The organism is Paenibacillus sp. FSL K6-2393 (assembly GCF_038002545.1).
Taxonomy (GTDB): domain Bacteria; phylum Bacillota; class Bacilli; order Paenibacillales; family Paenibacillaceae; genus Paenibacillus.
This window is the reverse complement of the sequence record NZ_JBBOCU010000001.1, coordinates 2,519,317-2,541,808: the sequence shown is the minus strand read 5'-3', so window position 1 is coordinate 2,541,808 and position 22,492 is coordinate 2,519,317. Positions and strand designations below refer to the sequence as shown.

22 protein-coding genes are annotated in these 22,492 nt (G+C 44.4%); 4 read left to right on the top strand and 18 right to left on the bottom strand.

The genetic code is table 11. The features are described 5' to 3' along the window. Nucleotides 1–41: 41 nt before the first annotated feature. The 14 genes from MHI14_RS11240 to MHI14_RS11175 form a co-directional block, all read right to left on the bottom strand. A complete protein-coding gene (locus MHI14_RS11240; RefSeq protein WP_036607790.1) occupies nt 42–1,178 on the bottom strand; it encodes a hypothetical protein in 1,137 nt (378 codons plus the stop codon). 13 nt (nt 1,179–1,191) lie between these two features. Beyond that, complete coding sequence (locus MHI14_RS11235; protein WP_341130314.1) at nt 1,192–3,111, bottom strand: hypothetical protein; 1,920 nt, start codon at nt 3,109–3,111, stop codon at nt 1,192–1,194. Nucleotides 3,112–3,122: 11 nt separating this feature from the next. Further along, nucleotides 3,123–3,533 (bottom strand): hypothetical protein, encoded by a 411-nt coding sequence (locus MHI14_RS11230; protein WP_339309931.1) that lies wholly within the window; start codon nt 3,531–3,533, stop codon nt 3,123–3,125. 18 nt (nt 3,534–3,551) lie between these two features. Then, nucleotides 3,552–3,968, bottom strand: a complete 417-nt coding sequence (locus MHI14_RS11225; protein WP_341130313.1) for a hypothetical protein — start codon at nt 3,966–3,968, stop codon at nt 3,552–3,554. Next, nucleotides 3,968–7,108, bottom strand: coding sequence for a M23 family metallopeptidase (locus tag MHI14_RS11220; RefSeq protein WP_133385378.1), 3,141 nt, complete (start codon nt 7,106–7,108; stop codon nt 3,968–3,970). The genes MHI14_RS11225 and MHI14_RS11220 overlap by 1 nt, the downstream gene beginning before the upstream one ends. A gap of 15 nt (nt 7,109–7,123) precedes the next feature. Continuing rightward, on the bottom strand, nt 7,124–8,476 hold the full coding sequence (locus tag MHI14_RS11215) for a hypothetical protein (protein ID WP_133385379.1): 1,353 nt from the start codon (nt 8,474–8,476) through the stop codon (nt 7,124–7,126). Between the two features lie 100 nt (nt 8,477–8,576). Beyond that, nucleotides 8,577–9,227 (bottom strand): S-layer homology domain-containing protein, encoded by a 651-nt coding sequence (locus MHI14_RS11210; RefSeq protein ID WP_133385380.1) that lies wholly within the window; start codon nt 9,225–9,227, stop codon nt 8,577–8,579. A gap of 14 nt (nt 9,228–9,241) precedes the next feature. Beyond that, a complete protein-coding gene (locus tag MHI14_RS11205) occupies nt 9,242–13,072 on the bottom strand; it encodes a hypothetical protein (protein WP_341130312.1) in 3,831 nt (1,276 codons plus the stop codon). Between the two features lie 67 nt (nt 13,073–13,139). Further along, a complete protein-coding gene (locus MHI14_RS11200; RefSeq protein ID WP_223199730.1) occupies nt 13,140–13,472 on the bottom strand; it encodes a hypothetical protein in 333 nt (110 codons plus the stop codon). 20 nt (nt 13,473–13,492) lie between these two features. Further along, entirely contained in the window at nt 13,493–13,972 is a 480-nt protein-coding gene (locus MHI14_RS11195; protein ID WP_076331342.1) for a hypothetical protein, read from the bottom strand. Between the two features lie 128 nt (nt 13,973–14,100). Then, nucleotides 14,101–14,922, bottom strand: coding sequence for a hypothetical protein (locus MHI14_RS11190; protein ID WP_076328277.1), 822 nt, complete (start codon nt 14,920–14,922; stop codon nt 14,101–14,103). A gap of 253 nt (nt 14,923–15,175) precedes the next feature. Then, entirely contained in the window at nt 15,176–15,814 is a 639-nt protein-coding gene (locus MHI14_RS11185; RefSeq protein ID WP_133385383.1) for a hypothetical protein, read from the bottom strand. After that, nucleotides 15,798–16,829, bottom strand: a complete 1,032-nt coding sequence (locus MHI14_RS11180) for a glycosyltransferase (RefSeq protein WP_341130311.1) — start codon at nt 16,827–16,829, stop codon at nt 15,798–15,800. Before MHI14_RS11180 ends, MHI14_RS11185 begins: the two co-directional genes overlap by 17 nt. A gap of 37 nt (nt 16,830–16,866) precedes the next feature. Further along, a complete protein-coding gene (locus MHI14_RS11175; RefSeq protein ID WP_341130310.1) occupies nt 16,867–17,526 on the bottom strand; it encodes a glycosyltransferase family 2 protein in 660 nt (219 codons plus the stop codon). A 190-nt stretch (nt 17,527–17,716) separates the two neighbouring features. Between MHI14_RS11175 and MHI14_RS11170 the strand changes: the two genes are divergently transcribed. From MHI14_RS11170 to MHI14_RS11155, 4 genes are all read left to right on the top strand, one after another. After that, nucleotides 17,717–18,457 carry a GT-D fold domain-containing protein gene (locus MHI14_RS11170; protein WP_133385386.1) on the top strand — a complete coding sequence of 247 codons (741 nt, stop codon included), beginning with the start codon at nt 17,717–17,719 and terminating at the stop codon, nt 18,455–18,457. 183 nt (nt 18,458–18,640) lie between these two features. Further along, nucleotides 18,641–18,910, top strand: a complete 270-nt coding sequence (locus tag MHI14_RS11165) for a hypothetical protein (protein ID WP_133385387.1) — start codon at nt 18,641–18,643, stop codon at nt 18,908–18,910. Nucleotides 18,911–19,085: 175 nt separating this feature from the next. Then, the gene (locus MHI14_RS11160) at nt 19,086–19,313 is read left to right on the top strand and encodes a hypothetical protein (protein WP_133385388.1); all 228 of its coding nucleotides are present in this window, start codon (nt 19,086–19,088) and stop codon (nt 19,311–19,313) included. 187 nt (nt 19,314–19,500) lie between these two features. Next, nucleotides 19,501–19,689: a hypothetical protein gene (locus MHI14_RS11155; RefSeq protein WP_341130309.1), complete on the top strand. Its 189-nt coding sequence runs from the start codon at nt 19,501–19,503 to the stop codon at nt 19,687–19,689. A 29-nt stretch (nt 19,690–19,718) separates the two neighbouring features. On the opposite strand, the gene MHI14_RS11150 is transcribed toward MHI14_RS11155, so the two are convergent. The 4 genes from MHI14_RS11150 to MHI14_RS11135 all read right to left on the bottom strand — a co-directional run bounded on the left by MHI14_RS11150 (nt 19,719) and on the right by MHI14_RS11135 (nt 22,432). After that, nucleotides 19,719–20,486, bottom strand: a complete 768-nt coding sequence (locus tag MHI14_RS11150) for a peptidoglycan recognition protein family protein (protein ID WP_341130308.1) — start codon at nt 20,484–20,486, stop codon at nt 19,719–19,721. Next, the gene (locus MHI14_RS11145; protein ID WP_341130307.1) at nt 20,486–20,908 is read right to left on the bottom strand and encodes a phage holin family protein; all 423 of its coding nucleotides are present in this window, start codon (nt 20,906–20,908) and stop codon (nt 20,486–20,488) included. The genes MHI14_RS11150 and MHI14_RS11145 overlap by 1 nt, the downstream gene beginning before the upstream one ends. Before the next feature lie 162 nt (nt 20,909–21,070). Next, a complete protein-coding gene (ytfJ, locus tag MHI14_RS11140) occupies nt 21,071–21,553 on the bottom strand; it encodes a GerW family sporulation protein (RefSeq protein ID WP_036607830.1) in 483 nt (160 codons plus the stop codon). Between the two features lie 147 nt (nt 21,554–21,700). Further along, nucleotides 21,701–22,432 carry a DUF2953 domain-containing protein gene (locus MHI14_RS11135; RefSeq protein WP_249913479.1) on the bottom strand — a complete coding sequence of 244 codons (732 nt, stop codon included), beginning with the start codon at nt 22,430–22,432 and terminating at the stop codon, nt 21,701–21,703. Nucleotides 22,433–22,492: the final 60 nt, after the last annotated feature.

Sequence of the window (22,492 nt, the reverse complement as noted above, 5' to 3'; positions counted from 1 at the left end):
TCTCACTGAATCTATACGACTCAGCTTTGATTCAGTTTAACTTACGCCGTATAACGGACTTCCTTCAGAATAGCTACACCCATGCGTTGGTTGGCAGACAGATTCATAAAATTCTGCGCCGTATCGGTATCGAAATAACGATAAACCTCTTGGTCCCAAGACTTGCCTTCCACATCAATAATTAACTCATCCAGGTGAAGGATATTATGCTTCGTAACCGCAATGCAATTATCGAATTGACCGCGGTAACCCTCGTAAGGATGAACCACGTAGATCGGAGACAAGTGATATTTGGATGTCCACTTGGATGCCTGGAAGCCTTGAGGCTCCAATTCCAAACCCGTATCCCCCAATTCAGGATCTTGATAAGCTTTACCTTTCGGTGGAGCTTGCGTGATAAAGGAAGGATAGTGCTGCTGGAATTCAATACCCGATTTGGTTTTCAACATCTGAAGTGTGTTGTTACCTGCAGAGGTATATTGACCGTAGTAGTACGTTCCTGTTGTGGCAATCTGCGAGATATCCGGTTCTTCGATTACTGCTCCGGCTGTCAGCATTACGTTTCCGTCTACATCATTCAGGTTGTATTTGAACGGTTTCAATGCACCTGCATACAGGAAGGATTTTTTGTAATCAAGGAAGTTTACAGCTGGGTCCGCAACGAGAACCATCGCCAATCGATTGTTCATGACATTCACATACATATAAACAGGTTTTTCTTTATTCCGATCCGTTGGTGTATAGTTTTCCAGTGCCCATTGGTAGAGTACCGGATGTCCTGTCAGCTTGAATGTTGGACGAGTGGTAACTGGTAGTGTAGTTGGTTCGCTGCCTTCCAATCCTTCAAGCAGCTGAACAGTCAACGTACTATGCTCCTCATAGGCTGGAACTGGTGCAACGACGCGTGGTACCAGAGCATGATTAATGAAACTTACATAGAAATGTTTAGTAATCGGTGTTGCTTGTGTTCCAATCGTCATGATCCCGCGAAGAATAAGTTCCTGAATACGGTCACTACTATCCTTTTCTTCGTAAAATACTTCCCACAGATTTTGTTCCTGAGACTCGCCTGCAGTGGATTCAAATGGGAAACTCTTAAACCCTGTAACTTCCTCTTTCAGTTTTGTTAACACGTCCTGTGAAGTGGTGATTGTTTCTACATATTTAAAATTTGCCATTATGTAATCCTCCTTATTTTATCTCTTTCAAAAATGCAATCGTAATTACATCTGGTGATGGGGAATGCTTGAATAGATTCAACGGACTCTTGATACTGAAAAACTTGTAAACCTCAGTCCACGTACCCAATGCAGGTTTGGAAGGGTCTTTCAGAATTTCTGTATCTACGATTAATTCATCGCGATTGACCAAATTATGGTCGTATATCGCTACTACACCGTCCATATAACCTCGGTATCCTTCTGCCTGATGCACAAGGTAGATTGGGCTCGCGTGATACTTTCCTGTCCAGAGGGATTTCTGGAACCCATCTGTATCTACAATCAATTTAGAAAGGCCCGGGGGAAGTTTACCCACAGAAGGATAGTTCGGAAGATGCGAAATAAATGCCGGGTAATACCGCTGGAACAAGACATTACTACGTGTCTTCAACATGGACATGGAGTCCATGCCATTTGAAGTGTACTCACCATATTTGGCATAGATATCTGGATTAAGATCCGTGAGAATATCATTTTTCGTATAACCTGTCATATCTGTTCGCAGATCACCCATACCTACAGTGACACCAAAGTTGCCTCCATGGTCGTAATCATTGAACGGAACGATCTTGCCTATGTATCCAAAACTGCGGTAATAGCTATGAATATTCGGTGAAGGATCACCTTCCAGAACAAGAACTACTCGATCATTGTTTACCGATAAAGTGTAAGCTACCAGGTAATCCGGTCTGCGTTTTTTGTTAGGCAACCATGACGTGGTAGAATGTCGTCCGTGGAAAAATCGAGCTGCCGGGCTTACGATCTCTGTCTTGCCGTCATAATCCAGCTTCCACTTCGTGGACGGTGGGATGAATGTTTTGACAATCGTATCTGTGTTCCACATCTCGTAAATGGCTTGTGCCTTGGCTTGATCTATAACTGTAGGTGTTAACCCCGGTTTAACCGTAGTTGGGTCACAAGCTCCTCTGTATGTGGTCGTTGAATCTCCACTTGTGTTTATACCTTCAAACTCTTCACCATAATAAATATTTATATAGTTCCAATCATTAGTTGGTTGTTCCAACATTACAGAGTACTCTCGCACAGGAACTCCAGTTGGTACAGTTGGCGTACCTTTAATCACTACTCTAGAAGGCACATCATGAACGGGATCAGCAGTATAATAACGCTCAGTAAACGTGTATTTTGATTTACCAGGTTCCACAATACTAGACTTCAAAGAAGTCCAACTACCGTAATAGTCAAAATACCTAACGTATTCCCACTGATATGCCGTCTTAAGACTGTAGTTCCAGTCATCAGGAAGCTCCGTAACTAACTCAAATTCATTCCAGTCGTCCAAGTAAACTACGTCACCTGTACTAAGCGTTTGCTTCTGCTTTACAATGTAGGCAGTAACACCATCAGGTTTAGTGAGATCTGTTACCAATGTAGCTAGCTGATTAGGAACGTCTACAAAAATATTAGCTCCTGTCTTATCCGTATAAGAAAACTGAACAACTTGAATCTTTCTGCCGGTCTTGTAATTACCGTAATCCTTTTCTCTAACTGTGGGACGACTACCACCTTCGACAATTTGATCCCAATATACCGAACTCACTTCATAAAGGAAACCATCATCTTCAACAGCTGGTGTTCCATCTTTAAACTTAAGTTTACTGTAGTCAGGAATTTTAACCACATCATACAAGTTACCATCCGTATGAAGGTACTTCCCTTGGATATTAGGCCGAGTTTTAGGGGTATAGGTTACCCAGTAATCTTGCTCTGCCTCATAGACTTTCTCCCAGCGATTGGCGTCAATCCCGCCCTCTACTTTGGGAATATCAGCACCTACGATTTCATCGGCCAGTGTGTTGATTAGTTTTTGTGCTTCCGACTCTCCGTCAATATAAGCGGCAAAGTTCGTCTGCGGTTTTTGCAGTGCCATCGTCACCCTCCTTATCTCAAAAATTTGATGTTGTACCAGACCGACTTGGCTTCAGCCACCGCGTTGTAGAAGTCAAACGTGATGGGCGTTCCCGCCGGAATCGGGTAGACAATTCCGAAACTGTTACCCATAGAAACTGATTCGGGAAGTTCCTTCGTATAGATGGTACGACATACCTTCTCCGTCCCGATCATCAGCTCCCAGTAATCGCCGACACAGTAGTGGCTCGCAGCAAACGCAATGCTCAGGAACTCTGTGTCATACGCCAAGGTGAATGTATCAGACTTGGTGGTCTTGGACGCCGGAATGTCCAACATCTGTCCCCGAATGAACGGGATCGTCTTTTTACTGAAGTGTGGGTACGGCAGCTCGCGCACTTTGTCGATGACGCCACCCGCGATGTAAGATACATTAAATGCCATGGAACCACCTCCTACATGTTATATACGACTTACGCTCGTTCCAGTTAAGCGTCCTTCGTCATCATAATTTAGACCAATATTGTAAGTGAACATCGGCTCTCCACTCGGATCATATGTACGGGCCGTCACCTGCGTTAACCTGAAATACTTGTAATAATCATAATCCGGGTGGGAATAGCCCACCCCGGAAGGAAAGTCTTCCTCATCCTCTGAGCCAAACTTCATCCAGATCGAAACCTTCCATGCCGATTCATACAAGAGGTCTGCCCCTGTCACTCTGTCCTGGTCCTGCATGTGCTCCCGATATAATGTAACGGAAGGCTCACCTTCAAGAGGAGAAACATTTGAATTGGAGATACTGCTATATTTGCGAAGCTCCCGGTGGATTAGATCCAGCACGGGAAATACAATATTTTCATTCACAATGCCGGCCATTACACCATCACTCCCTTTCTTGCCCACATCATATCAATGACCTGTAACATGCCACGGTCGACCGAATAACTGGTTTTAATACTTTTAATCGTATATACAGCCCGTGTGGTGGTCGTTTTATCCGTCACAATGACGTTGTCGAGCAGATCAAGCGCAGGATTCGCAGGAATGGATACCTGTAACGTACGGCACATACGTTTCATATCAAAAAAAGCTCGTTCTGCCACCTGTCTTTTGGCTTCAACCGTCTTCGCCCAAGGAACGGCCAGGACCATGGTTCGGATTTCTCCTTTGAGTTCGAGCAAAATCTCCTTGTCCACGAAACTGCTCTGACTATCATTCGAGTCAATAACAACAATGTGGCTTCTTCCTCTGGACCAATCCGTGGATTTGGTAATGGAGATCAGATTGTCATTCTCGGAAAACTCTGCCACGACCGGTTTGTCATAATTTAAGCGCTCCAGTCGGTACGTACCATAACGGTCACAGTAGCTTCGATACGGAATCTCCGAGATCACCTCCTGAACAGCTTCCGTAACTTTGGCAGACCATTGCTCAAACGTCTTGCCATACTCCTCAATAAATGGATTAAGCCATCCGTTCGGTGTCAGCACCGTGCTTGCGTCCTTAACTTCAAACTCACCTTCCTGACCCGGTACGGGGACAATGACCCTGCCCGTCTTTTGATTAACTTCAATCAGATAGGTCTCGTCAATCACGTAGTCAGGATAAGAGCGATCCTCACTGGTTGCCCGCCAACCCACCATACCCGCATGTTTAACCAGATCTAGTACAACCGTTGATTTGACCCAAGCAGGCTTTTCAAATTCTACAGGCTGAGCGGGTGTTGGTGTAACTGCCGGGGTGGAGGTTGCTGTAATGGTCCAGCTTGCCGGATCTGCGAGCATCTCCTGATAATAGGTCCATACCTTGTCCACCCAATTCTCCCGATCTTGACTCCAGGTCATGGGAGCAATGTCTCCACCATTGTGGAAATAAAGTACATCGGCTTTTGAAGTCACTTTTTTACCTCTGGAAGCTAGTGCTTTGGACATCCGTTCTGCTCCGCGCTTCATTTGCTCCTGAATACCTGCGTATTTATCAGTACACGGTCCCTCACTAGGACAGCCATATCCAAGAATAAAGCTGCCGTTCTCATCTTTACCCTTCCCCTGTGTTCCGAGAACGGTCTCGTGCCTGCATATCGCAAGCAAAAACTTATGATCAGGCACACCATACACTGCAGCTTGGGCCTGTGCAGCCTGAATTATGGATGATGTCCGGTCCGTGCCAGCTGCTGCAGGCGGCACCGGATCTGGCACATTATCAATCTCTTCTACCTCTGGATAGGCTTTTTTCTCGGAAATGACTTTCTCGATTATGCGCTTGTACATATCTCGGGCCGTAATCTCCAGAGTGGAGCCTTCGCCATTGATGTCCACCTTGTCAATCAGTCCCGTAAATACCCGCATCATGTGCTGACCATATCCCATATATATGCGTATCGGTGTATTTTCACTCAGAACCCCGATATGGAATCCGTTTGCAAAATAAGACCATGGAGACGGTACACCACCAAGCTCGGGAAAATGAGCAGGATTATAATCCGGAGAGAAGAATCCTCTTGGATTGGAGATCGTCAGTCGTGCTTCCCTGGCTTCAGAATCAAACTGATCATCAATTTCGGCACTAATGATATTGGGAAGAACCTGCGTGTCCATATAGACAAAAGACCCGACCTGAATAACATCCGTCTCTGTCCTTCTATTATTGATAAAATCTGTGTAGCTGTTCGTTTGATAATATCCTTTAGATGGATCGAGCCCTTCTTCACTCTTTTGATTCTTCAACGGAGCAGGCGACAACTCTTGTATGCGAATATAGTCAATGGCGAACTTTTTATACTTCTTACTTGAAGCAGGAACAGACCCGGTTGGGACAGTGGGGTTTTGTTTCCCCCCATACGTCACCTTAATCTTGATACTCTTGGCTTTTGCAGGGATCACAATATTATTCAATTCCGTCAGTTTGGTCAGATCATATGCCCCGTTAAACTTATTCACATAGGCATACGTTTTACCATCAATCACCACCGCGAAAGAATCCCCTTCTGCTTCACTAAAATTAGTCCCCATTCCAATACTAAGCAGCCCTTGCGTGGGCATACTCAGTTTTGTCACGTTAATCTCAAATTCAGCTACGGCGGCTTTGCCTTCAAACGTATACAGTAACTTGCCTCCTGAATCAAACATAGTCCAGCCCGATTCAATCTTGGCATAATCCGAAAATTTCAATCCGGTTGTATAAACGTCTTTCTCATGCCAGTTTCGCTTGTCGAACTTCTCATTCAGTTTAATCTCTCCGGGATATCCCTCGACTTGAACCGGCTTTACATCAGTAAATGTTGTTTTCGCATTTCCATGCAGTTTGCGCTGTCCGCTCAGATATAATCTAGGATCAACTGGCTTGCCGCCCTCTCCGGTTCTCGTTGTTGGATTGACTCCTTCCCAAATTTCAAAATGCAGATGTTTTCCCTTGCCCGCCGCACGTTCTGCCGCAGACACCTTATGACCACCGGTATACACGCCACCTGTATTGCCCAGCGTTCCAATGACAGCCCCTTGAGCTACTTCATCATCCACCGAACAGAGAATTTCTTTCAGATGAAAATATTTGGTGATAACACCATTATCATGTCTTATATTTACGGCATTACCGGCACCTTCTGTTTTATTCAAGGATGTTCGGACTACTTTTCCGGCCCATGCAGCCAAAATTGGCGTTCCGATCTTCTCCGACAAATCGATGCCTCGGTGAATTTTTGACGCGCTATTACGAGGAGCACCAAATTCATCTGTAACAGGAGTGGTAATCAGCGTTTTACCCTTGATCGGAAAACAAATCTCCTGAGCATTCGCTTGAGTAGAACCGTTATATATACCATTACTCGACTCATCTACCCAAACGGATTCTGTACTGATGATGGGTACTTGCTCGGTTACGATATGCCTGAACTCTTCTGTCCGTCCCGGGATAAAGGCCAGCCGATCTACTTCGACACGGATATTGGGAAGTGCTCCTTCCCCCAGCTTCAGACGTTGGGACAGCACATTCATAACCTCATCCGAAATTGGAATCATATTGTAATCTCCCCCTTACTTGAATCGCTCGATGGTCCATTTCATGAATCGGTCCAGGAAAGCTACGGCTTCAGCCCGGGTCATAGCGGAATTTCCAAGGAACCATAGCTCTGCCTGCTCTGTGCCATTTGTAGGTCTCCCCATATCTGTTACTATCGCTGCACCATCCAGCTTGTTATTGATAGGAATTCCATTAATTAGTGGATCATTGTTCGCAAATGTTTCGTCTTCCATTTCCGAGACGGCTATTTTCCAGAAAGCATCCTTGGACTGTTCTACCCGCTCACCTTTGGTTTGATAATAAATGGCTGAAGCTTTGCCGACATCTGCGAACCTCTCGCTCACATCTTTGAGATAATAGAATGTCACTTCGTCGCCTTCTGAAAAAGGTTGATTAAATACAACCGTGTGGTTGTCAATTTCCGAATAAGCCGGTGTTTCTGGGACGTTATCTTTTTTTTCGTCTTTAAATTTCACTGTAATTTTAAGTTTCTTTTTACCTGCCGGATAATTGCCATTAAGTCTAAACACCCGTTGACCCTGAAATGCCGTAATAGGCTGATTAATCTCCGTCGTTGGTGCTTCCATGTCCGTAAATCTGGCATAGAACACTTTGCGCAACTTGTTAATCAGATGAAATGCTTCTCCCCGCTGTATAATGGCATTAGGAAAAAAACAATTGTTGTATGCTGGTTTGAGTGTTGTCGCTTTGATATCTTCACTCTTGAATTTGTTATTCTTCGTCCAATAATTGAACTTGCAAGTGACACCGTTCAGATTAAAAGGAAGAAACACCGATCCCCCCGGGCTGACACAATATACATCCGTTCGGTAACCAATAGCCTTTGTTGCAATTTTGGTTACCGCCGCGGCATCCCCCTTGGTATCACCCCATACCTCGGAAGGAATACTGAGTCTGCGAAGCGGTTGGCCTGCTGCATACAAATATTCCTGATGATTACGACTGAATGGATCGTAGAAATAGGTCGTCGCTGCACTAAGTTCAGCTCTGGGCAGATCTCCAGTCCAGGAGACGGGCGGCCTTTTCCAAGCACTGTCCAGCAACGGTTCACCATAACTACAGAAGGACACCACCTGTCCTGCTGTCACACCGGTATACAACTCTACATCGGTTAATCCTTTACTATTAGTTTCAGCCGTTTGGTAGATCGTTTGAACACCATCAATAAACACATACAGTGGATTGTCATCTGTTGGTTTAATCAGCACAGGCAGACTAAATGAGGTTTGCCCCGCTTTCCCTTTGATTTCTTCATATACAAAAGGCTTGCCTTCCTCAAACTTGTTATAGTTGATCCCGGCCACAAAGACTTCACCATCTTCCAAAACCATATTCGTGGCTTCCATAACATCGTTATAGAACCAGTCCCCTTCGTTTACATCAACCCATTTTCGTATGATAAACACCTCCTATCTTTAGAATAGACAGAAAAGAGAGTAGGTCACCCTACTCTCGAATTGTTCGTTCCAGCAAACGTTTAGTACGCATCAGGAAAGTGACAAACTCTGCTCTGGTTATAAAGTTTTCCGGTCTGAAAAATAGAATGGGTGTGCCATCCAATTGTGTTACAACCGTCAGTCCCAAATCAGCCAAGCGTTCAATAGAATCTCTTGCCCAGTGGTCCTTGCCTTCTGTCGTCTGTAAATCCTGAAACTGTATTGCACTCTTACGGTCATATCCATCTTTTTTGATCAGGGTCATGGTCAATTCGACCTTGTACCCCTTCTGATCTTTATCCATCGTATCCTGATGGTAGAAAATAGGGTCGACTTTGATGGACTCTACAACACCAACATAGATATTACCCTTCTCATCATAAAATTTGTGTGTCCAGCCTACGTACATCGCGTAGTCGTGATAGGATTGCTTATCTTTAAACAGGATGTTAATGATCGCCTTGTACGAAGACACGCCCATCTGATGAAAATGCGAGGGAGCATTTATCATTTTAATTTCCCTCACTTGCGGATTGGGCGAAGGTGATGAGTACGGATCAATAATTCTTCCGTTTACTGGCTCGAACTTCATGCCTGTATCTACATACAGCTTTCTTTTATACCGGTCATTAACTAAGCCAAACGGATTTTGCTGAGTCATATCAGATTTCCTCCTTATCTACTATATTTAGGGATATGATTAGTTCCCATTCCCGCACCAACATTGCTGGCCATTCGGTTTGCAATACCAGGACTGTTCTGCCGTAGTGTCTTGTCCAACGTAGATGTAAGTCTCTCCACATCTTTTGTGCTGCCTGTCATATTATCGATGTTCACATGAACCGTAACATCCCCCGAGCCAACCATCACACTTTTATGCGTATTGTTCGTCGTCATGTAGTCAAAGTAATCCATGACCTTAAGACCTGCTGGAATGTTGAATGAAGAAATCGGTTTATCCATTTTTTTGCTAATTTCATACAAATTTTTGGACTGTTCTACACCCAATGCCTGGATTTGTTTAAAAATCTGCATATATTCATCCGAGCCCGGTTTAAACACACCACTATTCAACAGATTCTTCCAATCTTGCTTGATCGAACTTATTTGTGAGTTCATTTCAGATGCACGCGATTTGTTCAATGCAATTAATTCTGGTGCATCTTCCTTACCTCCATTAGCCGCCAGGAGATCATACATTCGTTTATCATAATCCAACTGCGTCAACTCAAACTGATCATTCATCTTGCGTCTAAGCTCATCAATTTGGCTGTTTTTGACACCATTCAGTTCAAGCTCTGATTGTGCCTTCTGCTGTTTCTTCTCATTGATCTCTAGGCCCAGTTCATCTTTATCCTTACCTTCAGCCATCTTGTCGTACGTCTTCTGTAAACTTGCAATAGCCTTATCGAAGAACTTGATATTCTCTTGCAAATATTTCTCCATTAGCGCGCGCATCTGACCAGAATCTTCGCGAACACCACTAATCAATAGACGGGATCGAGTGACTTGGTAATTGGTTTCGTTATCACTTGTCGACTTGTTAAGCTGCCGATTAATCTTGGCGATCATTTCATCAATACCATTGCTCTGTGGCTGAGGCGTATAGCCGTTAGCAATGGTACCTATTCCGCCCACAGCAGGAATATACTGCATTTGAGGTTGAATGTATTGTATCTGCGGTTGTTGTTGTTTGTTGTCCCCAGGCGGTTTTCCAGACTCTTTATCCATTTGAATCTGGGCTTCTTTTTTCTCCTGCTTGTAGTTGTATTCCTTGCCCAGTTTCTTCTCAACTGCATCTCCGCCGTCTTCGCTCCATACCGCCTTAAATCCCTTCCAGTAATCCCCGAACTTGTTATTGGTAGCATTGTTTCCGAATATTGAACTCATTGTGCCGGACACAGCGGCATCCATCCCCAGGTTTAACCCTTTCCACACTTTCCCTACAAAAGATGACTGCTCCATATCCTTGAAATCTTTGGCCAACTCTTCTTTATTGGTTGCGCGAATACTCTGCTTCTCCGCTTCTGACTTACCCATATTGTTCAATGGATCGACAAGACCAGAGACGACATCCATAGCGGTCATCGCTAACCCAAGTGCTGGTACAGCTTTTAAAGGCCTCAATAATCTCCCGCCGGATTTGACTAATCTCGAAAATTTTCCGGGTGTTTTAATCCCACGGGCAGCTTGCTCCGCATTGATGTCACGCTGAGTAATCGAATTACCTTGTCTATCTCGAAGAATATTTCCATCTTTATTACGCATTGGGGCATTGCTGTCAAAAAATGCTTTGCGATTACCTGTGTCTTTCATATCCTTAAACCTAGAAAGAAGGCCTCTTTTGGGTGTATTTTTACTCCCTTTTTTCGAGTCGCCCCCCGGATTGAATTCATCCATTATCGCGTCTTTCATGACATCTTTGATCAGATCTTCATGACGAGCTACAAAGGTTTTGTTTTTGGATTCTTCCTTGTCATCCTTCACAGGAGATCCACCGTTTCCTGCACCTGGAACAACTAGTAATCCTCCTGAACCATTCATCATACTTGCGAGCTGAACCTGTTCAAGTTCCTTCAGTTTGGAAATGTATGCTGTAGCATCGATCATGCCTTGTCTAAAAGAAGCATTTAACTCATTGACTTCGGTTCTCAATGTGGAGAGAACATCATTCAATAGAGTTGACTGTTTACGCAGCTTTTGGATCTCGGATTCGTAGCGCTGAACATCCGTTGAACCGTATGTAAACTCAGCATTAAGGAAATACAACTTGTTTCGTAGTTCAACTGCATCCAGGTCCATATCATCCATCGCCATCATCAAAACTCTAGCTTGGTGTTCAAGTTGCATCATTGCTCTACTCGTGTCATCCAGCTCTCGCCCAAGAAACTCAAGACTTCGCTTCGTCTTTGCAATCTGAATATCGAGTGAATGCATTTCTTCTCGCAACAGAAGAAGTTCTCGACTATACGTTTTGACTCGCTTCTCAGCTTCGTCACGTTCTTCTGCATGAATGGAAGAAGCCGCTGTATCCCCATCTTGTATAGCCTGACTGTACATTTTATGTTGATGATCTCGGTTAGTCCGGGCCTGAAGTACATCATCTTGCTTGGAGGCGGCCCTACTTTGAATTTCTGTTCTGTGATGTTCCAGAGTCTGCAGACGACTCTGTTGTCTGCCCATTTCCTGCGCTACACCAGCACGTTGCACATCCGTGACTCGAAGTCGCTCGGGAACATCGCTCCCCATATTTTCGACTTTCCCTGGATCTGCATTCGTAGCACCGTATCGTTTCTGATCGCCTTCATTCATTACTTCACCGAACTTATCCCATGCAACCTGAACTCCGACTTCATCCATAATTCGGTTAAGCAATTCCATATGATCAACAATGCCACCCGTACGATCTCCAATTAACCTCATGACTGCGATAAGATAATCGCCCAGCTCGGCAAATTCCTCTTTCAACCCTTGCATAGCCTCATGTGTTGCAATCTGAAATGCGATTTCGATCTCTCGTTGTCGGAATTGAAGGTTGTCTTTACTACCAGTGCGCTGATGGACCGACGCGTTTGCATCCGTAGCCTTCACTTGTTCAGCAAGAAGATCGAATCTAACTCGATTCGATGCAAAGCCCTGCTGAGGATGATCTCCTTTTGACTGAACCAACAATCCAGCCTTGCTAATCCAGTTGGCTAATACATCCTCTGGTGCAAGCGTTCCATGAGGGTTACTGGCCATTGGTAGAGTTTCACGCATCATATCCATTAAGTCCTGAATGCCAATATTCAATATCGTTGCAGCCCTGATCATCATGTCTGTGACTTGGGACAGATCAAAGCCACTGCTTCCCGAGGCGGAATTAACAGCTTCCAGGCTTGTTGCCGTCTGTTCCACATCCGTATTGCTCACTGAATGCAGCTTGGCTACTTCTTCAGCAAACGCGACAGCTTCAGATGAATGATCATAATTACGAGAACCAATGCGATAGGCAAGACCTACATCTTCCTGATCCATACCATGTTGCAGTGCAATTCTTTGCAGATTTTTGACCGTTCCGGTTTGTGTGAATTGCCCACTGTCATTCGTTGTCCCAGACGATCTAAGCTCCAAATTTTGGTCGGCTCGGCTTATCTGTTGATCCATCTGATGCGACGAGTCAAGGGATTTCTTGAGTAATGTTGATGAATACCCCTTGGTTTCACCTGCTGAAATATATTTCATCGTATTCATCACGGAGTCTAACAACTCCTGTGGTCCAGCTGCAGACACATCCTTCATTTCATTGAACGCTCCACGATAAAAGTGCTCCAAATCGGTAGTCAGTGTTTCAATCATTTGCGACTGCATATCACTTCTGATTGTCTCTACACGTCTAACCAATGTGTTAACACCCGAAAGGTAGCTTCCTTTCAGTGCCGTATTTTGTCCAGTTAATTGATCCATATCTGTTAATATTTCTTGTGTTAAGGAATGTTTATCTCCTTGTCCTTCTGTTTCAGTCAAAAGAATCACCGCCTTTATGCATAAATCCCGTTCTACCTTCATTTAGGCAAAACGGGATGTCTCTCTCTTATCCTCCGAGCGCTTGTGCAAGCATACCGATATCATCTTCTGATATCTCTGTGTAATCCTCGTCATTGAAGGTTCTTTTCCGTCTGACGGTCCCATCTTCTTCAACTTCCTCGCCCCCACCGCCACCGAACATGCGAAGAGGTGCTGTCATAAGTTCAACCTCAAATTGAATATATTTCTCGGCTGACTTGCACAGCTCCGCAACCTGAGGGAGTGTGTACTCCCAAATCTCCCACTTGTTCAGCCCACAGTGTTTATGGAGGGTGAAGAAGATTTCTCCCCAGTGAACGGGCTCCTGTGTTTCCGTATCACGGATTTCGGTTCCCTCCAAAGACTCCCCCTCGGTGCGTTCTACTTTTTTAAACCATTGAGTCCAATGAGCATATCAATGACTTTGCGAGCTGTGTTCAGATCAAGGTACTCATCCAGATATTCTCGATTGATGATATACTCACCATGCTCATCTTTGGTCACGATATGTGGATAGTTTTTGAATGCCATTGCCAATACATCAAATAAATCCTGCTGCCGCTTTTCATCCAGTTCATCATTCTCAGTCGGAATGAAGTTAAGAATAATGGCATCGATATTCACCGTTTTCAGCAACTTCATCAGACGGCGGGCATCCTTCAGGTTACATGGCGGAATACGATATTTCCGTCGATCCCTCAGCGTAATAATCTCATCATCTTCAAAGAATGCACGCTCAGCAGCCTCCACTTCCTCCGGAGTCACCCGTTTGTTTTCCGGATCATCTTTGATTCGTTTCGCCGCTTCCTCATTCAGCTTTTCCGCAAGCTCACGCTCGGCTTTTTCTTGTTCTGTTTCCATGAATTTAAAGACCTCCCCAGGACATTCTCCCCCATATAATAAAAAACCTGGCAAGGCAAGGCTCTGTGAAGGGGAGGACACAGATGCCGTTTGATACCTTGCCAGGAGCAATCAACCTTATTTAGATATTAGATCTTGCTTGGTGCGCTGAAACGTTTGATACTGCCGATTTTTCCGTCAGCACGTTCCGGATCAAGAATCTGCAAGGAGATTGCAGATGCAGAAGCGGCAGCGCGCTGGGCATTGATACTGAATGTCCCTTTTGCACGGCACATGTACAGCTCGGTTTCAACACCTGCATACGAACCATCTTTTTGCTGGAACGTACCGTGATGAACGACAGAGATTGGGAATGGTACTTCGTCAACCAACAGGTCAACCATGTCTACAGTTTCTTCACGTTTGTAGTTCAGCACAATCTCCTTATCGATATGGACCGCATTCAGGATGACTACACCATTTGCTTCGTCGTAGAAGAACGCATTCGGTTCCACGGCCGTTCCTTTTAAAGTGAGTTGTTTCAGCAATGTGTTGGAATCTTTGAGGCGAACCGTGATGCCACCGTTGCTTCCATAGATTTTACTTGCATATTTTGGCTTGGCTTCAGCAAAGCCAGAATTGGATACGCCTGCAGCCACTGTAGACTGCTCATTCAGCACCCATACATAAGACTTCACTTGCTCTTGTACCGTTGAACCCATCATCAGCTGGATCGCATCCAGATCGAATTTGGCATCTGTTGCCGACACTTCAATCGATTTGGACTTCACCAGTACATCAATGGCGAACAAACCGTCACCACCAAAGATGTCCTCAAGCTCCACGTTAAGGTCAATTTTCAGATCTTGCAGGGTACCCAGGGTAACTACCTCAATTTCGCCCATCGGATCTTTTGGAAGGCGTTTAGCCATAAACGTACCTACACCTTTGATAATCATTTTTTTAGCCATTGAACAGTCCACTCCTTAGGATAATATTTAATTTTAGCTACGGAGACTTGCTTAAGCCGTGATCAGGTTAAATGACTTGATGATCGGGAGATCCTTCGTTTAACCCGTCTGGCTGTTCGCCGTCTCTGCTTTTTATAGTGTAGAACGCTATCTTCATTCCCTAACGATAATGTAAACGAAATATATTGAAGCACGATTAGCCCCGTCATCTTTGCAAAAGGAAAAGGCCTATATACGATCAAAGAAAAGACCCCTACATTAGAGGGGCCGTTCTGTTTGGCAAAGCATCAATAATTTGCGCTACCTGTTCCGCACGTTCCTTGATCTCAAATTCATCGGCAGTAACCAGATGAACATGTGAGCAGTATTTGCCATGCTCATAGATTCTCTCAGGTGTAATGAAGACAACGTCAGCAACAGCTTCCATCTTGTGTTTGTGCTTCTCGTACTGATCCGGATCGGTCAACGAATCAAATACAACCAGATCAGGATAGGCTGTCTCGACAGAACTTGCCAGCCGGCTATCGTTCACCCAATAGATCACGCGATCACCTTGAAACAGCGTACGGACATTATGGCCCACACGGGCTACAACAAAGTTTGGAATCTCTGGATATGGATACTCCAAGGCATCTACCTGATAGAACTCATCACTGGAGTTGATATATATTACATTGTAGCCTACTTCCGCGAGTGCTTTTAACAGCCGTTGTGGTCGACGCCCGAATCGTTCACTATGGAAATCGATCGCAGGAAGATATACAATCGTAGTATCCGTGTTTGGGGTGTAGGTCGTAACATTGAACTCCGTCGCGTCAATCTCTATTTCTTCAAGCTCAATTGTTGGTGTAGTCGATTGGCTACCAAACATTCGTTTAAATATCTTTTTCATTTCTCATACCTCCTATGACCTGATTAATCATCTTTACGGCATCCATTGCCCTGCCATCCCAGCTATTAGACTTAGCCACCCTTACTCTTGCCGCAATTTTGGAAGCACTATTCTCACGAATCGCTTTCTCCAACATCACCCCGCAATTATGCTGATTCATAAAGTAAGTTACATCGCTGTACTTATGAACAATTTCCTCCATACGCGTTGTCAACACAGGTTTGCCCGCAGACAAATATTCATAATACTTGATCGGATCGCAGCCCCGGATCATCTCTGTCAGCTTGAATGGCACGATACAGACATCGAATTGAGCAATGTAGGCCGGAAGCACTTTATAATCTTTGTGCGGAAGGCAAGTCACATTGGAATGCACAATGTTTTTTTGATAGAGGGCATTGTTTCCAATCAAAACAACACGATAACCTTTATCTGCAATAGCGGTAATCAGCGAATAATCTACCCACGATGCCATTGCCCCGTGGAAACCCACAATCTTTTGCCCATCATGAACATCGGGGAAGTCCGCCGGTTTGGGCAGAATGGCCCGCGCTTTCTCAAAATGTTGGTAATCTGCCCCGTTAGGGCACATAAAGATTGGTTTGCCGTCATGTTTATGTGCCTCGTACATCACCTTGGCAGTCGTCGCAATAAGATCTGCACGGTCAAAACATTTTGGGATGTAGGATTTCCACACAGCAAACTCATCAGCCGAATTGTCCAGGTAATCAAATACGGTAAAATCAAACTTCCGGCCATCCGAATAATTGTACTGACCTGGATTCGAGAACCAGAGTACCTTCTTTCCTTTGATCAGGTGATCGTAGTTCACACCTTTCTGCACAAGGAACAGATCCTCATTTAACTTTTCAATCGGGCGGCTCTGCTTCCTGTACGTTTCTTCATTGATAAAGATAGCCCGTATACCTGGAATATTGGAAAAGGCAGTCATCAATTGCTGAGGACGTTGGAACAAGAGGTTCCAGTCAAGTGCGGGCGGGTAGACAATGGTCATTTCTATACTTTCAAAAACCGGATTTTCTCGTTGTTTTCTACGAAGTAGCCAATTGAGCAATCAACTCCACCCCTTCCGCATAGGCATGAACGGGACGCAACCGAGTATCTACAAACAGTTCAAACCCCATTCTTCTAGCTTGCTCACAAAATGGTGCATCTTCACCTGTTGGATGGGAACCATATCGAACCCCTGCTTCGATCACTTCACGCTTAATCAAATATACGGCACCTGTCAGTTCTACCGGGAACAAACCCGCTTTGAATTCAGGTATATGTTTTCCGCCGATCATGGCATTATGAGCCTTCAACTTTGGATGATTCCGTATAAGCATGGCGCATACATCCTTGTCATTATCCATTAACTGCTGCAGGCTATGCTCAGGAACGAGGATATCCGTATCAATCGAGAACAGATAATCACAGTCCGATTTTAGAAACTCATCCAGGAGCATATTCCTCAACAACGCCAGGTTGTGATAGGAATATTGTCCACGTATATGACCATATGTTCTCCCCAGATTATGAGTAAGATAAGGAATCTGATGACAATCAAGGATATGCTCCGTCTGATCTTCACTATCATTCAGGATGTACATATAATGCTTCTGCACTGCTTGTTGCTCAAGTGATTGCAAGTGCCGTTCCATAATCCAAGCCCGGTTTCGCACAGGGCTACCTATAAATACGTTTTTCACAGTCCATCCCCTCTCCCTTTTTACATAGTCTAGACTGTTCCTCAATAACCTTCGCACGTGGAACAAAAAAGGAGTGATTCCTCAAAAGAAGAGAGAGAACGAAACATTTTTCCTATTCTAGTACAGAAGGAGTTGATGAATATGTATACCAAAGAAACCATTATTCACACATCGGAAGAAGGTGACCTGCATGCTGGGGAGTGTAGAATTAATCCACAACTGGTTCCAAATGGCCTCTGATGGAGAAGCCCATGCTTCTGTTCGATTTGGGGATGCTTCCAACACCATTCTGGCCCACGATACCGTTCTGACTATGGATTTCATCAAGTCTCATTACGGCTGGTTGAACGATCCTACCTATTGCGGGATAACCTTACCCAATGCAAGTGCGAGAGAAATTATTGTACACTGCCTGCGAAAAGCGGATTACGTCGGACATCTGACCCAGACAGATCACTGGTATTTCAAACCGTTATTCGATATGTGCCTTGCATATTACAAAGTTGAACCCAAGGAGACCTTCTATGCTTTTGAGAATAATTACATCGCCCGATTCAAGTTATTCTATGAAACTTTCAAGACCATGCCTATTCTGATCTGCGGAGCCAAGGCCGAGCAATATCGAGAAGTTCTGGAGCGGAGATACGGGTGGACAAGCATCGTGGGAACGGTGGACTGCCCCTCGTGGTCTCATGTGAGCACAGCATCCAAACAAATGGAACATATCTACCAACAGACACCGTGGAAGCTTGCTCTGGTGTGTGCAGGTGCACCCGGTAAGGTACTGGTTATTAAGGCCAAAGAACTGCAGACCGTAGGTGTTGACTTTGGTTCCGGAGCAGATGTTGCCATTCAAGCCGACAGCGAAAATCTGAACGCATGGGATTACAACGGATTTCCTGATTATTGGGAAGGCAGACCCAAAAAATGACCCTCTCCGGGTCTTTTTTACTGGATAAAACTGTTATTCTAATCGAATTTTATCTCCTTAGTGGCTGTTGATAATTTAAACTATCTGCCTTATTATTGTTAAGATAACTCCTAATCTAACCTGGTTTAAACTTGCATGAAGAGGAGCTCTGCTAAGATATTCAAACCGTTGGAGGGAAATGTAATGGCGTACTCGCAGTCAAAGACCGAAATAGTAGCAACTCATCTAAGAACAAGATTTATGGAAGGTAACGTGGAGGGACATGAGATCGTAGTTGCCTTGATCAGTATGGTCAAAGCTGAGAAGATTAATCTAGATGAGGTTGCCCCTATTCTCTCAACAGTCTTTTTTGAACAACCACAAGGTATTCTGTTGGCACTCGAAAAAGCTAGCACTCTGATTGATGATGAATTAATTGATTCCATTATCCACGAAGTAAACGAAAAAGCTTAATCTTACATACAAGGAGAGAGCTTATCATCAGATTTTAATTTACATCAACCAAATATTCTCTCCACACTTTTAGATTGAATAGATTCATCACTGAGAAATTGGACTTTCTCGTTATTTTCCGTCCTCCTCCGCTTATTCTAGTAGTATTACGAAGGAGGGGACACCAATCGAGACAGTGAATAAAGCCATTTTATTTTTAGTAGTTATTGAAACCATGCTTGAAGCGCTCCACCATGCGGAAGTAGATCAGACAGAACTTGTGGATTCGCTTGTTATGTTGGGCCTTGATCCCATTGAGATGTTGTACGAGACAAATACGATTAGATCTTTCCAAAAGATATGCAGGGCTTTTGCAGAACTCCATCTTACAGATGAGGCCCTGGACACTTTCTCAAAAGAGTAGTTAAAAAAGCAGAACCCCACATCACATTCGACGTGGGGTTCTGCTTTTTTATATTTAAGAAGTTTGAACCCGTTTTGAACCGGATCAGCTTAACCTTCTCCATCCTGCCTCGTATAGGTCATCTAGGGACCATGGACATCTCCATCGCCCCTGTTGACTCTGACTTAATAAACGAAAGGATGGTTGTATGAGCTCACCCACAACACCCCATGTGATCGAAACAAATCAACTCGCGGTTATTGGAGTCATCGATGAATCCTCGATTCAGACCCAATATGAACTTGAGTATCCTGATCATATCGTGATTATACAACATTTTTATTTTTTGAAAGATCCGGCACACTTTAACTCCTGGTTAACCAGCAGGCATCCTTAGCTCCTAATCAATATGCACTGCTCTCGCGGTTAGGACTTTTTACGTCTGCGCTCATCAATTAAAACCTTCAGTAACAACAATTCTCCATAGGTTAACTTCTTCTTGCGTACCTTCTCTACCCATGCCCAATCTTCAATCACCTTGTCGTTGTAGGCATCTCCAATGAACTGATCAAGTTCATTCCAAGCCCATTGTGCATAATCCAGAACCGTATTCATATCATCATCCTCCGTGACTGCTACTTCTTGTAGTGGGTTTAATTTTATATGTACTGCTTGCTTAAATCTTTCATATTCACCTGGTTGTTTAATCCATGGCAGTGGGCATTCCTTCCATCCAACCACTTCTTTGTGTGTGAAGAAGACGGGTGGAAAGCCCCGTTCCCTGATTAGGTATACCGCGAGGTCTACAACGTTATTGAATGTATCTTCATGGATACTGCCATCCTTTTCAATGCACATCTCAATGCCCACTGTACTATTGTTCGGATATGTCCCAAGTTCGGCTAGAGCTTCCTTCGTGTATGTTGCACTCCCGCAGTGATAGGCTAGTTCATCATCCGGGAGACTGTTATATATCGAATTTCGATCTACCGAGTAATGTGCACTTGCATAACGACCTTTCACTGCTTTATTGGAATCTTGCTGTGCCAGACTTGCAAAGTACTTGCTAATGTTCTTGGCGGGCGCCCCAGGAGAAGCCGTATAATGCATCACAATCCCACGTTTTGCTTTTAATTTCAGTCCAGCTCGGCTGTATTTATTCACAGGTATGTAATCCTTGATGATCTGTAACATTACATCTTCCCCTCGTCTTCAACTTGATCTTCATTGCCTCGAAGCTTAAAGAGAGCTGAAGTGATAAACTTCGGTACAGGCAGGCCCAGTTTCCCCAGGTTCTCCAATATACTGATTCCTTCCGTACCGATAATGAACATTAACATTGCATCTCTCATAAAATCATTGGAATTGCCTGCAACCATATCCAGTTGATGTGCAATAATGACAAAAACAAATGTCAATGACTTACGAGCAAGCCCCCACCATCCAACCCTGCTGGATAACTCCTTCCTATACCATGCAGACAGCACCCCTGTGATGTAATCCAACCCCACAAAGATGGTCACTGCAATAAACAGGTGATCAATTCCTCCTACCAAATACACGACTGCAGATAGTAGCCAGCCAAGCAAAACCATAAAAACGGTGTCTCTGTGCATTAACGTTCCCCCTTCAATAACCTATTTCATGTCTAGGTTAGGCGGATCACAGACATAAGTCTCATGGAATACAAAAACCTCCGAAAAAACATTCACCATCCGCTATACAAACAGCAAAAATCCCTCACCGCTTGGATGCGGGAGGGATCATGACGAAATGATTCAGCTATACGTTGATGGATCTGGTGTAACCGGTACACCTGTAGTATTCGTTGGTGTTGTATTCCGTTGGAACATGCCTTGAATTCGGTCCAGAACATAAGGGGTGGAGTCAATGAGTTTCTCAAACAGATGTGTGGAGTTATCAAGTGGTACAATGTGTACCCCCTGTTTACCTACCACCAGGAACGCAATAGGACGTATGGATACACCGCCGCCACTACCGCCACCAAACGGAGAAGCAACTTTAGCTGAACTCGCATGTTCTGCAGAGGTACCCGTAGCACCACTTTTGCCACTACTTTCTCCATTAACGTGAAAATCACTACCACCGGCAGCAAATCCGAATCCCACCTTACTGATTGGCAGAATCACGGTACCATCTGGTGTCTCAACTGCATCGCCAACAATTGTATTGACATCCACCATGGCCTTGATATTCTCCATAGCAGTTTCCATTAAACCTTGAATTGGATGATCTGACATTTAAATTCCCTCCAGTTTCAATGTAAGCTAGGTTTGATCTAACCATATCATCCCCAAACTTGAAGGGACTTATGTAATAAGCATTTTAAATACACTCACCAAACCCCAACCTTACATTCCCAAAAACAGACCGACTATGATGGGTTTTTATACTGTTGTCCCACTTAGCTTATTCTTTTGTTTCTCCTTATGCCTGCGGCGCTGTTCCTGAAGAAGCTTGAACCACATCCGCCATCCGCCTTCGACTTGAAGCACACGGGTGAGTAGTGTAACTCCAGCGATCAGAACGGCTGTAATCCGAATTTTCGCTCTGAAATCGAGCTCCGTTCTAAATTCCATTTCATCGGACCATACCGGCATAACCTGAAGCACGGGTGTTTCATCAAAGCGGATCTGATAGGTTAGAAAACCAATAATAATGGACTTGATGCTCCACACCCAGCCCGTCAGCACCGCTGTATATGCTGCATCACCAACGCCGATGTGGGTTGCCCAGGACAGTTGGGTCATATGTACGCGTGTGAGTGTTTGCTTAAGCCACAGCTTGAGCGCGTCCGTTGCCCTAAGCATAATTTTCACATCTTTAGTCCACTTCTTGACTTTACGTTTGTTGACCCGCTCACTTCCCTGGGCCTCGCCTCTCGAATGATTCATGGATTGTTCGGTCTTGACCAGAAAACCTTCCTTCATATTGCGGAAAACAATACTCGGGATCTCATAGTTAATCCGCACAATTCCATAGAGAAAACGAACATTAATATTGGCGTAATCATCACTTTTATGTTTACTGAATGTAAAATGTACATGAACATTTGAGATGAGGACTGCGGCAATCAGCAATGCGAACAACAAACCGATTCCTCCAAGCCAAATCCACACAGGCCTTACCTCCAAGCCCTCAATTCTTTTCTCGTCTAGTATGACACTCTGAATAGGAAA